At 44.2% G+C, this 14,384-nt stretch carries 15 protein-coding genes; 14 read left to right on the top strand and 1 reads right to left on the bottom strand.

The genetic code is table 11. The features are described from left to right. Window positions 1-48 precede the first annotated feature (48 nt). From ABZR88_RS17255 to ABZR88_RS17225, 7 genes are all read left to right on the top strand, one after another. Complete coding sequence (locus ABZR88_RS17255) at window positions 49-630, top strand: hypothetical protein (protein WP_107827213.1); 582 nt, start codon at window positions 49-51, stop codon at window positions 628-630. Window positions 631-650: 20 nt separating this feature from the next. Further along, window positions 651-794, top strand: coding sequence for a DUF6728 family protein (locus tag ABZR88_RS17250; protein WP_170113544.1), 144 nt, complete (start codon window positions 651-653; stop codon window positions 792-794). A 150-nt stretch (window positions 795-944) separates the two neighbouring features. Continuing rightward, window positions 945-1,322: a RidA family protein gene (locus ABZR88_RS17245; protein WP_107827212.1), complete on the top strand. Its 378-nt coding sequence runs from the start codon at window positions 945-947 to the stop codon at window positions 1,320-1,322. A 14-nt stretch (window positions 1,323-1,336) separates the two neighbouring features. Next, window positions 1,337-3,445: an ATP-dependent DNA helicase RecG gene (gene recG / locus ABZR88_RS17240; RefSeq protein ID WP_107827211.1), complete on the top strand. Its 2,109-nt coding sequence runs from the start codon at window positions 1,337-1,339 to the stop codon at window positions 3,443-3,445. A gap of 290 nt (window positions 3,446-3,735) precedes the next feature. Continuing rightward, a complete protein-coding gene (locus tag ABZR88_RS17235) occupies window positions 3,736-5,079 on the top strand; it encodes an MFS transporter (protein ID WP_245916995.1) in 1,344 nt (447 codons plus the stop codon). A gap of 228 nt (window positions 5,080-5,307) precedes the next feature. Further along, complete coding sequence (locus ABZR88_RS17230) at window positions 5,308-6,594, top strand: DASH family cryptochrome (RefSeq protein WP_107827210.1); 1,287 nt, start codon at window positions 5,308-5,310, stop codon at window positions 6,592-6,594. A gap of 75 nt (window positions 6,595-6,669) precedes the next feature. Next, entirely contained in the window at window positions 6,670-6,999 is a 330-nt protein-coding gene (locus tag ABZR88_RS17225; RefSeq protein WP_107827209.1) for a hypothetical protein, read from the top strand. Between the two features lie 103 nt (window positions 7,000-7,102). Here ABZR88_RS17225 and metK read toward each other — a convergent pair whose 3' ends face one another. Beyond that, window positions 7,103-8,353 (bottom strand): methionine adenosyltransferase, encoded by a 1,251-nt coding sequence (gene metK, locus ABZR88_RS17220; RefSeq protein ID WP_107827208.1) that lies wholly within the window; start codon window positions 8,351-8,353, stop codon window positions 7,103-7,105. 226 nt (window positions 8,354-8,579) lie between these two features. Between metK and ABZR88_RS17215 the strand changes: the two genes are divergently transcribed. The 7 genes from ABZR88_RS17215 (at window position 8,580) to ABZR88_RS17185 (ending at window position 14,383) form a co-directional block, all read left to right on the top strand. Further along, the gene (locus ABZR88_RS17215) at window positions 8,580-9,467 is read left to right on the top strand and encodes a diacylglycerol kinase family protein (RefSeq protein ID WP_107827207.1); all 888 of its coding nucleotides are present in this window, start codon (window positions 8,580-8,582) and stop codon (window positions 9,465-9,467) included. A gap of 4 nt (window positions 9,468-9,471) precedes the next feature. Then, the gene (locus ABZR88_RS17210) at window positions 9,472-9,816 is read left to right on the top strand and encodes a translation initiation factor (protein WP_107827206.1); all 345 of its coding nucleotides are present in this window, start codon (window positions 9,472-9,474) and stop codon (window positions 9,814-9,816) included. 397 nt (window positions 9,817-10,213) lie between these two features. Beyond that, on the top strand, window positions 10,214-11,047 hold the full coding sequence (locus ABZR88_RS17205; protein ID WP_107827205.1) for a MotA/TolQ/ExbB proton channel family protein: 834 nt from the start codon (window positions 10,214-10,216) through the stop codon (window positions 11,045-11,047). A 90-nt stretch (window positions 11,048-11,137) separates the two neighbouring features. Next, entirely contained in the window at window positions 11,138-11,752 is a 615-nt protein-coding gene (locus tag ABZR88_RS17200; RefSeq protein WP_107827204.1) for a biopolymer transporter ExbD, read from the top strand. A 7-nt stretch (window positions 11,753-11,759) separates the two neighbouring features. Continuing rightward, window positions 11,760-12,302 carry a biopolymer transporter ExbD gene (locus ABZR88_RS17195; protein WP_107827203.1) on the top strand — a complete coding sequence of 181 codons (543 nt, stop codon included), beginning with the start codon at window positions 11,760-11,762 and terminating at the stop codon, window positions 12,300-12,302. Window positions 12,303-12,392: 90 nt separating this feature from the next. Further along, a complete protein-coding gene (locus tag ABZR88_RS17190) occupies window positions 12,393-13,217 on the top strand; it encodes an energy transducer TonB (protein WP_107827202.1) in 825 nt (274 codons plus the stop codon). A gap of 230 nt (window positions 13,218-13,447) precedes the next feature. After that, on the top strand, window positions 13,448-14,383 hold the full coding sequence (locus tag ABZR88_RS17185; protein WP_107827200.1) for a PstS family phosphate ABC transporter substrate-binding protein: 936 nt from the start codon (window positions 13,448-13,450) through the stop codon (window positions 14,381-14,383). The last annotated feature ends 1 nt before the right edge of the window (window position 14,384 follow it).

Below are 14,384 nucleotides of genomic sequence, written 5' to 3'. Positions count from 1 at the left end.
GATGGAACGGACAATGAATTACAATATCCGGTTAAGAATAATTTGTAAATGGGTAGTAATAGTTTAGCTGAGTTTATTTTTCATTTTCTACCGCAAGCAGTCTTTAAATGCAGCTTGTTATCGGCGCCTGCGCTATTAATAATTTGGCATTTAAAACAAAGGTTAATTGAAAAACGGTCCCAGGTAATTGCGGTGAATGTTGCGATGCTTATAGCCGCACTTTTAAGTTTAGCTATAATGGTGTACGAATTCTATTTAGCTTATTTTTCGGGTGCTGAGTATTATCAATATAGCATCAACCGGGCTAGGGGGGCGTATTGGTGGGCACTTGGGGGGCAACTTATAGCTTATCAACTGTTGCCTCAGTTATTTTGGCTAAGACGTTTCAGGCAGTCGGTTTATGCCGCATTAGCTATTGTTATTCCACAGTTGGTGCTTTATTATCTTAATAAATATATAATTCTTTATGAGGTAGGCAGATTGGATATAAACCATGTATTGTCTTACTTTATTGAAGATTGGTTCTACTATATACAGATATGGTGTGTTTATTCATTGTTGATTCTATTGATCTGCTTTATCAATAAACGCAGGCGCAAAACCACTTTACTATCATCTTTGAAACATTAACTTTTTCCTACATTTGCCATATGTACTTCTTCCGTAAGAAAGACCCGAACAGGCCAACCAGTTTTAATTTGAAGGTGATGCATATCATCAATGCAACGGCCATTATTATGTTCGTTGTGGGTATTTTGTGGAAGCTGATACAATGGCTGATTTTGAAGAAGTAGATCGTGGTCCGGAAGTCCGTGAAGTCGGAAAGTCCGGAAGATCAGCTTCGTGGTCAGTTATGGAGAAAAGAACATTAATTAACTGAATAATCATCTTCCGGACTTTCGGTCTTCCCGACTTTCGGACCGAACCCCGACTACAACACAATCATGAAAAACATCGTTAGCGCCAATGCGCCAGCCCCAATCGGTCCATACAGCCAGGCTATTGCAGCCAATGGCTTTCTTTTCGTTTCTGGTCAGGTGGCCATAAACCCTGCTACCGGCGAGTTGGTAATGGACGACATCCGTACCGAGGCTGCCCAGGTGATGGAAAACCTGAAAGCGATCCTTACCGAGGCCGGTACAGATTTTAGCCGCGTGGTAAAAACTACCATCTTTTTGAAAGATATGGGCGATTTTGCTGCCGTGAACGAAACCTATGCGCCATACATGAGCGAGCCATTTCCAGCCCGCGAAACCGTACAGGTTGCCGCCCTGCCTAAAAACGTAAACGTAGAAATTGCAGTAATTGCACTGGTAGGCTAAAACTAAACTGCGCGCTGTTGGATACGCCTTTAGATACACCTGTTGAATACCTGAAAGGCACTGGTCCGCAGCGCGCAGAACTTTTAAAAAAAGAGTTCGGCATTTATACTTTTTGGGATATGCTGCGGCATTTTCCATTCAGGCATATTGACCGTACTAAATTCTACAAGGTTAGGGATCTCCAACCCGAAATGCCTTTGGTGCAGCTGATAGTGCGCCTGAAAAGCAAAGAAATTCTGGGCGAAAAATACACCAAGCGATTGGTGGTACAAGCCAATGATGATACCGGCGTTATTGAACTGGTATGGTTTCAGGGGATTAAGTGGGTAGAGAAAAGCCTGATCCCCGGCAAGGCCTACATCATCTTTGGTAAGCCCGGCGAGTTTAACGGCAAGGCCCAGATGGCTCATCCCGAGATCGAGCCCTATTCGCCCGAGACACTCAAACGTAAAGGCAACGCCACCTTACAGCCGGTTTATAGCTCCACAGAAAAGCTCAAGCAATTCTCGCTCGATAGCAAGGGTATCCAGAAGCTGACCGCGCATCTGATTGATCAGCACCTGAAAGATATTCCAGAAAACCTACCCTTATATCTGCTCAATAAATTAAAGCTGATGGGCAGGGCAGATGCCTACCGGCATATCCATTTCCCGGAGAATGCAGCCGCTTTACAGGAGGCCCAACATCGGCTCAAGTTTGAAGAATTGTTTATTATCCAGCTAAAACTACTGCGTAATAAACTCATCCGCACCCATAAGTTTAAGGGCAATGTGTTTGATAAAGTGGGGCATTACTTTAACGAGTTTTACGAGCATAAGCTGCCTTTTCCGCTCACCGGTGCGCAAAAACGGGTATTGAAAGAAATTCGGCTGGATACCCAGCGCGGCGTGCAGATGAACCGCCTGTTACAGGGCGATGTGGGCAGCGGCAAAACCATTGTAGCGCTAATGAGTATTCTTTTTGCGCTGGATAACGGTTTCCAGGCCTGCTTTATGGCGCCGACGGAAATTCTGGCTAATCAGCATTATCTGTCTATCAAGCAATTGATTGGGGAAGATTTTATTAATATCGCTTTGCTCACCGGTTCAACACCAAAGAAAAACCGCAAGGTGATTCATGAGCAATTGGAAGATGGCTCACTGCATATCATCTTCGGTACCCATGCGCTGATTGAGGATGCCGTGCAGTTTAAAAACCTGGGCTTTGTGGTAATTGATGAGCAGCACCGTTTTGGTGTAGAGCAACGTGCTAAGCTATGGCGCAAAAACATCGTTCCGCCACATGTGCTGGTGATGACCGCCACACCAATTCCCCGCACGCTGGCTATGACTTTGTATGGCGATCTGGATGTATCAGTAATAGATGAGCTCCCTGCCGGACGCAAACCCATAGAAACCCTGCATTTTTACGAGAGCCAGCGCTTGCGCATGTTCGGCTTTATGAAGCAGGAGATTGCAAAAGGCCGTCAGGTGTATGTGGTTTATCCGCTGATTAAAGAAAGCGAAAAGCTTGATCTGAAGAATCTGGAGGACGGCATCGAAGTAATGTCGCGCGAGTTTCCGTTGCCGCAATATCGCATCAGCATTGTGCATGGCAAACTCTCGGCTGCTGATAAAGATTTTGAAATGCAGCGCTTTGTAAAAGGCGAAACCCACATTATGGTGGCCACCACGGTAATTGAGGTTGGGGTGAACGTACCCAACGCTTCGGTAATGATTATAGAAAATGCTGAGCGGTTCGGCTTGTCGCAATTACACCAATTACGGGGCAGGGTAGGCAGAGGCGCTGAGCAATCTTACTGTATCCTGATGAGCAGCCAGAAACTGAGCAATGATGGGCGTATCCGCCTGGATACCATGGTGAAAACCAATAACGGCTTCGAGATCTCAGAGATCGACCTGAAACTCCGTGGCCCGGGTAATATTGAAGGTACCCAGCAAAGCGGTGTAGTTGACCTGAAACTCGCCGATCTGGCTGCCGATCAGCAATTGCTCTTGCTGGCTCGCACCGAGGTAGAGCAAATCTTTGAAAAAGACCCATCGCTGGCACAACCCGAGCATCAAGTACTACAACAGGTTTTCCAGAAAGGCAAAGCCGGTTTGAGTTGGGATAAGATATCCTAAGGGGTGGGTAATTTAAAAGTTAAAAATTATTCTTCGTCATCCCGAACTTGTTTCGGGACCCCATCATACGAGTTAGCAAAGCGTTCACTATGCATGTGGGGTGCTGAAACAAGTTCAGCATGACCAAAGAACACAAAAGGCTACGGCCTTTAGTTTAGAAATCCTGCAAATCTTAAAAATCTTTTAATCCTGGTTCACATTAATCTCATAAATTCGTTTAATCCTGGTTCAAACTTTTCATTTTTGTTAAAAGCCCGTAACTTTGCCGCACAACAAAAAAGTATAATTACGTGTCAGGCGAAGGAGATAGTACCCCACAACAGGAAGACCGGTTTGCGCCACTGCGCTATAAAGATTTCCGGTCATATTTAGGTATGCGTTTCTTTTTTACGTTTGCCTACATGATGCAAACCACCGTACTCGGTTTCTACATTTATGAGATTACGCATAGTAAAGTAGCTCTGGCCTTTGTGGGGCTGGGTGAAGCTATTCCTGCCGTGGGTATAGCATTATACGGCGGTTATATTGCCGATAAGTACGAGAAGCGTAAAATGCTCCTGCTTATCTTTGGCGGTGTTTTCTTTTGCGCACTGGTGATGTTTACGGCTACACTAAGCAGTGTACATGCTTACATCAAAACTGGCTGGGTGTTGCCCATTTTGTATGCCATGATATTTGGTAATGGGGTTGCACGGGCATTTTACGGTCCGGCTACGTTTACGGTTTATGCGCAGAGTATTCCTAAAGAGTTGTATCCCAAAGCCAGTACGCTCAGCAGTTCATCATTTCAAATTGCGGCTATATTAGGCCCTGCAACGGCTATGTTTGTGTATGCCTATGCTCCTCATATTTCTTCGGGTTTAACAGGCATCACCGCTACATTTGGTATCATTCAAGTATTCCTGCTCATTGCACTGGTGTTGATCTACAGACTGCGCAAATACCCGCCGGTTTTTGTGCCGAAAGAGGATATCTGGACCAGCCTGAAAGAAGGTTTGCATTTTGTATTCAACAACAAAATGATGTTCTACGCCATGACGCTCGATCTTTTCTCGGTGTTCTTCGGCGGCGTAGTAGCCCTGTTGCCGGTGTTTGCGCTGGATATTTTAAAAGTTGGCCCGGAAGGGGCAGGTATTATGCGTACGGCCATGTCATTAGGTGCGGCCATTACCATGATTGCCATGGTGCGCTTTTCACCAATGAATCACCCGTGGCGTAACCTGCTCATTGCCGTTACCGGCTTTGGTTTGGCCATTATAGGGTTTGGTCTTTCACGGATATTTTACCTATCGGTATTCTGCATGTTTATGCAGGGCGCTTTTGATAGTGTGAGCGTAATTATTCGTAGTACGCTGATGCAGCTTTTAACGCCAGATCATATGCGAGGCCGGGTATCGTCTGTTAACCAGATGTTTATCGGGTCATCAAATGAGATTGGCGATTTTGAATCGGGTATGGCCGCTAAATATCTAGGTACCGTTCCGGCGGTTCTGTTTGGCGGGTGTATGACCATCTTCATCGTATCCTTTACTTTCTTCAAAACAAAGAACTTATTGCCACTGGGCTTAAACGATATTCATCAGGCTGATGCCGACGGAACTATGGAGGTGAAGAGCGAGGCGAAGACGGCGTAAGGTACATCGCAACTACTAACAGGTCATCCCGAACTTGTTTCGGGACCCCACAGGGCAGGTTCCACACAATAGCTTGGCATGTGGGGTGCTGAAACAAGTTCAGCATGACGAGAGGAAACTGATGAATGTAGCCCCGGTGTCAAAATGTTGGTACAACGGTAGCAGAAGCGGGTGCGATAGTCCTGTTTTTTGTAACTTAGTTGGATTTTCTGCTGCACGCTATAAACTATGAGTGAAAAAACAATACTTGTTTGGTTCAGAAATGACCTGCGGATAGAGGACAACGAGATTTTGCTGGAAGCTTCACGCAGGGCCGACAAAGTATTGCCTGTTTATTGTTTTGATCCTTTCTACTTCAGAACCACCGCTTCTGGTACGTTAAAGACCGGAAACGTTAGGGCTAAATTTTTGCTGGAGTCGGTAGCTAATCTGCGCGATAATTTGCGGGCCATGGGTGCTGAGTTACTGGTACGCACCGGTAACCCTGCCGAGGTGATCACGCAACTGGCACAGCAATTTCAGGTGAACGAGGTTTATCATCACCGCGAGGTAGCGTTTGAAGAAACCGGTATTTCAGAGCAGGTAGAAGCGGCGTTGTGGAAAATCAGGCTTAACCTCAAGCATTTCATTGGCCATACCCTTTACCATAAAGAGGATCTGCCGTTCCCCATTAAAGATATTCCCGATAGCTTTGCCGTTTTTAAAAAGAAGGTAGAGCGCGATAGCACCGTAAGGCACATTGCCCCGGCACCAGAAAACATCCCTGTACCGCAGATTGATGAACCCGGAGAGATCCCAACCCTGACTGATCTGGGCCTGGACGAGCCGGTGACTGATCCCCGTGATAATTTTCATTTTGCAGGTGGTGAAACAGAAGCTAAACATAGGCTCGAAAATTATTTTATTACCCATAAACCAAACACAGGCAAAGTAGTACGTAACGCCACCTATGGCTCGCAACTATCGCCATGGATGGCCTTTGGTTGCATCTCGCCGCGACAGGTGTATTGGGAAGCTGTAAAACATGAGCAGACGCAAAACCACTCGTTGGTGATGGAATTGCTTTGGCGCGATTACTTTCGCTTTATGTTCAAAAAGTATGGTAACCAGTTCTTTAAATCAGATGGTTTCAGGGATGATGCCCCAGCAGTAAGCAAAGATCAGCATGCGTTATTTGAGCAGTGGAAAAACGGTACCACCGGCGTTCCGTTTGTTGATGCTTGTATGCATGAGTTAAAAGCTACGGGCTATATCAGCAACTATTGCCGCCAAACGGTGGCCAACTTCCTGGTAAAAGAGCTAAAGGTAGACTGGACCAAAGGCGCTTCTTATTTCGAAGAACAACTCATTGATTACCAACCCGCCAGCAACTGGGGTAACTGGGCATTTATTGCCGGTGTAGGCTGCGACCCGCGTGAGAATAAGTACTTTACCTCGGTAAAGCCAGCTGCAGACCATGACCCGAGTGAGCCGTTTATACAGACCTGGTTAAGCGGCGTGGCGGTAGCGGGCTGAGATCTGACAAACAAATATTTTTTTCATAAATAGGTTACTTAATGTGGCATTTCTGCATTAATAATAAACCTTATTATGGAAACATTTTTTCGTTGCGTTATCATCGCCATAGTGCCTGTAATTCAGTTAATGATGGTGATTTGGCGGGTGCAGTTTAAAATAGACGTTTCTATAGGTAGAACGGCGCTCATCTGCTTTTTTCTTTCTATCTGCACAGCTGTCTGGGCTGCGTCTATTTCAGGGGGAGATGAGATGAATTGCTTGCATTGCGGTCAGTCTCGTGTTATTGAAAGTATCGCAGTGTTTTGCTTTGCCCTGATTATAAACTTGTTGTTTAGTGCAATTGTGTCGTTAATCGCGTTAGCCGAATATAAAGTTGCACTGAAAAACAGAGGATTGGCTTAAGTTCTCTGATAACATATTATATAAAAAGAAAAGCGCCCCGAACATGGGGCGCTTTTCTTTTTATATGCTTACGGTCTTTCGGTCTTTCTGACTTCCGGACTAATTATAATCCGAAAGCAGCTTTTACCTGATCAACATAATCCAGTTTTTCCCAGGTAAACAGTTCCACCTGTTTGGTAATCACGGTGCCGTCTGGAGCTGTAAAGGTTTTGGTTACAACCTCATTCTGTTTGCCAAAGTGGCCGTACGCTGCGGTTTCGCTATAGATAGGGTTACGCAGTTTAAAGCGGGTTTCAATAGCATACGGCGTCATGTTAAAGATCTGCTCTACTTTGGCAGCAATTTCGCCATCGTTCAGTTTAACTTTAGTGGTGCCATAAGTGTTTACGTAGATACCCATTGGCTGTGCCACGCCGATAGCGTATGATACCTGTACCAATACTTCGTTACAAACGCCGGCAGCTACCAGGTTTTTAGCAATGTGGCGGGTAGCATAAGCAGCAGAACGGTCAACCTTTGAAGGGTCTTTACCGCTGAAAGCACCACCGCCGTGTGCACCTTTACCACCGTACGTATCAACGATGATTTTACGACCGGTTAAGCCAGTATCGCCATGCGGACCGCCAATTACAAATTTACCGGTAGGGTTGATGTGATACTTAATATGATCGTTAAACAGGTGAGCGTAGTTTGGATATTTAGCTTTAACACGAGGAATCAGGATGCTGATCATGTCATGTTTGATCTTGTCCAGCATACGTGCTTCTTCGTCAAAATCATCGTGCTGGGTAGAGATAACGATAGCATCAATGCGGGTAGGCTGATTGTTGTCGTCATACTCCAGCGTCACTTGCGATTTTGCATCCGGGCGCAGGTATTTGATCTCGCTCATTTCGCGACGGATAACAGCCAGCTCCAATAACAAAGCGTGAGCCAGATCCAGTGCCAATGGCATATAATTTTCGGTTTCTACCGTAGCATAGCCAAACATCATACCCTGGTCGCCTGCACCCTGCTCCTGGCGATCTTTACGGTCAACACCCTGGTTAATATCCGGAGATTGCTCATGGATGGCCGAAAGTACGCCGCAAGAAGCGCCGTCAAACATATATTCGCCTTTGGTATAACCAATTTTGTTGATCACATCGCGGGCAATTTTTTGTACATCAAGATAGGCTTTAGATTTAACCTCACCGGCAAGAATAACCTGTCCGGTAGTTACCAAAGTTTCGCAAGCTACCTTAGACTCAGCGTCAAAAGCCAGGAAATTATCAATTAATGCGTCTGAAATCTGGTCGGCAACCTTGTCCGGATGTCCCTCTGATACCGACTCTGAAGTGAATAAATAAGGCATAAAAATCTTTCTTAATAAGTAGTTTTATGAAAAAAGAAGGCAGGCTGAACGGATAGGTACCAGAAAAAAGAGACAAAAAATTAGCACTTTTTTATGTGGTTGCAATCCGGCCCGGGCCATTAGCGGCAGCGGGGCGTAAAATCAGTCCACTTTCGTTGGCGCAAATGTAAAACAATTTTACCAAAGCCGAAAATAGGTTACCTTTGATGGCTTAAAATTCAAATACTTGAAGCGTAAAGTTTTATTCATCATCAACCCCATCTCCGGAGGGAAGAAAAAAGACAGTGTACCCGGCTTAATCAAACAGTATTTAGATGCTGACAGATACGAATATGCTATTGGTTATACCGCCAGTGCAGGTCATGCTACCACGCTGGCGGCAGAAGCTGTAGGTGTGCATGATATTGTAGTGGCCGTTGGGGGGGATGGTACAATTAACGAGGTAGCGTCGGGTATTGCGGGTAGTGATACCTTGTTCGGTATTATCCCGTTTGGTTCTGGCAATGGGTTGTCGCGATTTCTGAATATTCCGCTGGATGTTGTTCTGGCTATTAAAAGTATAAACAATTGCCGCGTAGAGCGTATAGATGCCGGTAAGTTGAACGGTAAATACTTCTTCAACATGGCCGGGATGGGTTTTGACGCGCACATTAGCGAAGTATTTTCACATCATAAAGAGCGTGGTTTTATGAGTTATGTTCGCTCGGCATTTTCTGAGGTGATGAGCTTTAAGCCGGATACCTACACTATCAATATTGACGGTAAAGAAGTAGAGCGTCAGGCTTTTATGTTGAGCATAGCCAATTCATCGCAATACGGTAATAATGCGCATATATCGCCCATGGCTTCGGTGCAGGATGGGCTGCTGGATGTTTGTGTGGTGAAACCTTTTCCGGTTTGGAAGTTTTTATGGATGGCATCTATTATGTTTACCAAAACGGCAGACAAGTCATCGGCGGTAGAAATTCATCGCGGCAAACATATCCGTATCAGCCGGACTAGTGAGGGGCCTATCCATCTGGATGGCGAACCGCAAATTGCAGGAGCAGAGTTGCAAATTGATATCATCCCGGCGGTGTTAAATATTATTGTAGGTTCGGCTTATAAAAACTAGCATCATGTCAAAAAAGAATAAAAACACAGGGGGAGGAGTCATGTACTCTACCAACCCCGATTTTGAATATCAGGACAGTAATCAGGATGGTGCACAGACAGTGCCGCCACAGCAGCAAAACCTCAGGATATTTTTAGACAGAAAAGGTGGCGGCAAAATGGTAACAGCCATTGCCGGTTTTGCCGGTGCCGATGCTGATCTGGAAGCGCTGGGCAAAAAATTGAAAACCAAATGTGGTGTTGGAGGCGCTGTAAAAGAGGGAGAAATACTAATTCAAGGCGATTTTAGGGATAAAATACTGGCCATGTTACTGGCCGATGGCTATAAAGCAAAAAAAGCGGGCGGTTGATACAATATATCAACTAAGGCCTTCGTTAGGTATTTACGTTTTAAGTAAACGAAACCAGTTGTAACATTTAAAAAAACGACAAATACCCCTGTAACTATATCACGTTAGTTACATACTTTTTATGTGGGGGGCTTGTTATTTTTAAAAAAAATAGTTTTCATTGTAAAAAATTGTCCGCAGAAACGGCAATTTTTTTGTTTGATAGCGGTAATAAGTTGCTATTATTGCGCCAATTATAAACCAACCGCGTCAAGCAGCCTACGTTAATAAATTGTTAAGAATTGCGGCTTTAATTTTTTTAAGTCAATAAAATTTTAAATTTGTTACCCGGCTATACTAGTGCACATTAATTAACTTATAAATAACAAACAAAAACTAAAAACTAAATTTTAAAGTAATGGCAAACGCACCAAAACCAACTACTCCTGTTAAGAATGAAAAAGCAGGAACCAGCAGTATTTTCGCTGTATTGGTTATCCCTATCTGTTTTATTGTTGCTGTATTGATCTTTATGTTCGTTTTGGGTGATGCAAGTCACTATAAAGGCGGTGATATTGAGCACGGTGAACCAAATGACTACTTTGGTACTGTACACAGAGGTGGTCCAATTGTACCGGTGCTGATGACTATGTTTATGATGCTGATCGTTTTCTCTATCGAGCGTTTCGTAGTTATTGGTAAAGCTGCTGGTACCAGCAGTGTTGATTCTTTTGTTAAAAAGATTCAGGCTTTATTAAACCAAGGTAACATTGACGCTGCTAGCGCAGAGTGCGACAAACAAAAAGGTTCTGTTGCAAACGTTATCAAATCAGGCCTTAAAAAGTATAAAGAAATGGAGCAAGAGCCAAACCTGGACGTTGACCAGAAAACTTTGGCTATCCAGAAAGACATTGAAGAAGCTACTGCTCTTGAAATGCCAATGCTGGAGCAAAACCTTACTATCATTGCTACCCTGGTATCAATCGGTACACTGTTGGGTCTGTTAGGTACAGTAACCGGTATGATCCGTGCGTTTGCTGCACTGGGTGCTTCTGGTGCTCCAAGCCAATCAGCTCTGGCGGTAGGTATCTCTGAAGCGTTGATCAACACCGCTCTGGGTATCAGTACTTCAGCGCTGTCAATCATCATGTACAACCTGTTTACATCAAAAATTGACAAACTGACCTACGCTATCGACGAAACTGGTTTCAGCCTTGTTCAAACTTTTGCTGCTTCGCACAAGAACAAATAAAATTTAGTGTTTAGTTTATGCCCGGCCCTGTAAAAGGGGCCGGGTTGTTATAAAAAACTCATCCACTAATTTTATTTAAACAGACAGACTATGCCAAGAGTAAAAATTCCAAGAAAGAGCACTGCGATAGACATGACCGCGATGTGTGACGTGGCTTTCCTTCTGCTTACTTTCTTCATATTAACGGCCAAGCCAAAAACAGATGACCCTGTTCCGGTAGATATTCCGGCTTCAACAGAAAAGGTTATCCTGCCGGATGCAAACGTGGCGCAGCTTACCGTTGGTTCAAAAAAAGTATTCTTCAGCATCGATGGCGACAGCGTACGTACCGAGCTGGTGAAACAAATGGCAGCCAAATACAAAGTAGCGTTAACCGAATCTGAGGTTAAACAATTTGCCGGCATGCCTAACGTAGGCGTACCAATGGGCTCGCTGAAAGAATATCTTGATCTTGATCCAGAAAAACGTAAAGGAATGCAGCTGCCAGGTATCCCGGTTGATACTACTGCTGATAACGAACTTTATGACTGGGTGCGCAATGCACGTGTGGTTGTAAAAAACCTGCACAATACAGAACTGCGTATCGCTATTAAAGGTAACAGCCAGGAAGAATATCCTACCATTGCAACGATCATTAAGACCTTGCAGAAACAAAAAGTTAACAAATTCGCTTTAATTACCGCGTTAAAGAGCGCGCCTAAATAAGAAAGAAATGGCAGAATTAGATACCTCCGGCGGGGGTGGGAAGAAAGGCGGGAAGGTAAGAAGTAAGAAAGCATCAACCCGCGTGGATTTAACAGCGATGGTTGACTTGGCGTTCCTGCTTGTAACCTTCTTCATGCTAACAACCACCCTGGCCAAACCAAAAGCAATGGACTTGGTAATGCCGGATAAGGACGATAAAACACACGACCAGAAACCGGTTCCAGAATCTCGTACGCTTACCATTTTGCTGGGTAGTAACCACAAAATGGAGTGGTACAGAGGTTTGCCAGACAAGCCACTTGCAGGTCCAACTGTAGATAACTTCGGTAAAAACGGTATTCGTAAGGTTTTACTGGAAGAGTCTAAAAAAACAAAAGACGCTTCAGGCGGCCAGCCAATGATCGTGATTGTTAAACCGAGCGATAAATCGGTTTACTCTGACATGGTGAACATCATGGATGAACTGAACATTGCCAACATTAACATTCGTGCTATTGTTGACATCAGCGAAGCCGAAGTTGGCCTGTTAAAACGCGACAATATTTATTAATATTTGTTTTTAAACTAAAAGTTTAGTACATTAGTACAATAAGCTGATAACGTTTTGCGTTATCAGTATAACCACTAAAAAAATACATCAATGTTTGGTTCAAAATTAGACATATTGAAACCTGAATGGCTTGATGTTGTTTTTGTTGGCCGCAATAAAAACTATGGTGCTTACGAGCTGAGAAGGGATAATCCAAAAAATACCCGTACAGCTTTAATTATCACTGTAGTGCTGTTTGCGATTGCGGTAGCGTTACCGACCATCATTAACAAAATCAAGGGTTTCATCCCAAAAGAAAAAGAAAAAGTCAAGATAGTTGAGGTGACTTTAAAGCCGCCTCCACCGGTTGACGAAACTAAAAAACCACCTCCGCCGCCACCAGAGCCACCAAAACCAAAAGTGGACCAGGTACGTTTCCCGCCTCCGGTAGTAAAACCGGATAACGAGGTTAAGGAGAAAGACCCTCCAACTGTAGAGGATCTGAAAACTGCCGACCCTGGCCAGAAAGACCAGAAAGGTGACCCTACTCAGGAGGTTCGTATCGACGAGCCGGTGGGTAACTCAGACATCAAACAAGTGGTGGAAGACTCTAACGAGATCTTTACCGCGGTTGAGAACAGTGCCGAGTTCCCTGGTGGTATCGATAAGTTCTACGCTTATCTGGGTAAATCAATTCGTTACCCGGCTGTAGCCCGCGAGAACAACGTTCAAGGTAAAGTGTTCCTTACTTTCGTAGTAGAGAAAGATGGTAGCTTAACCGACATCAAAGTTCTGCGTGGTATTGGTAGCGGTTGTGACGAGGAAGCGATCCGCGTGATCAAGAACTCGCCAAGATGGAAACCAGGTATGCAAAATGGCCGTGCAGTACGTCAACAGTACACCGTGCCTATCAGCTTTACGCTGCAAGAAAATTAAGATGCCATATTTTAATAAACGTGAGCAAAAATCGCCCCCAAGGCGGTTTTTGCTCATTTTAGGAATAGCCCTACTGGTAGTAACAGTCAGTTTTGGGCTGATGATTTTGTTCTGGGACAAGCTAATCAAGATGCTTGACTTGCCCCCTGTGCAGCGAATAGGTTTTGGCATTATCTGCATCCTTTACGGAATTTTACGCAGTAGCCGGATCCTGTTCAGAAAGAAAACCGATGAATAACAGAAACCGCATATTGCTCTTTATGGCTGCCATTTTATTGGTAACCGGTTTTGGAGCTTGCAAGCATAAAAAGCAACCAGCCAAAACAGAGGATAGCTTTATGGCTGGTACTGCCGATTTTTTGATTGATGAGTCATTATCACCCATCATTGACGAGGAGGAGTTTGTATTTGGCTCGCTTTATACTGAAGCTAAGCCACATATGGTTTACAAAAGCGAGAACCAGGCTTTAAATCTTTTGTTGAATGATAGCATCAGATTTGCTATCTTAGCACGCGACCTGAAGCCGGATGAAAAAAAATTAATGGAGCGACGTACGTTGCCCGCAACTGTTAACGTTTTTGCTCATGATGCAATTGCGTTAATTGTTAATCAATCGTCGGCTGATACCAACATCACCGTTTCAGAAGTAAAGAACATGCTGAACGGCAAATCAAAAAGTGATTTAAATATCGTTTTTGATAACCCTAATTCAAGTTTGGTAAGGTATTTAAAAGAGCTTTCGGGCAGTACCGAGTTGAACGCTAAGAATATCTATGCGCTCAAGTCAAACAAAGAGGTGGTCAAATATGTTAGTGAACACCCGAAGTCTATAGGCATAGTAGGCTTTGCATGGTTAAATGACCCTGATAAAGATTATGCCGCCGATGTGCAGAAAGTGAGAATAATGGGCGTGAAGGACGACACTAAAAATAAAGATGACAATGGTTTTACTAAACCATCGCAAGAGTCGTTAGCTCTAAAAACATATCCGCTTAGCAGGGACATTTATATTATAAATTGTACCAATAAGCAAGGTTTGGGCACTGGTTTTGAGGGATTTCTGTTAAGCGATCGCGGTCAACGCATCGTACTGAAATCAGGATTGCTGCCAGCCAAAATGCCCGGACGAGAAATTAATATAGTAACCCAACAGCCAACACAATAAA

This window comes from Mucilaginibacter yixingensis (genome assembly GCF_041080815.1).
Lineage (GTDB): Bacteria > Bacteroidota > Bacteroidia > Sphingobacteriales > Sphingobacteriaceae > Mucilaginibacter > Mucilaginibacter yixingensis.
This window is presented reverse-complemented; position numbering and strand designations above follow the sequence as displayed.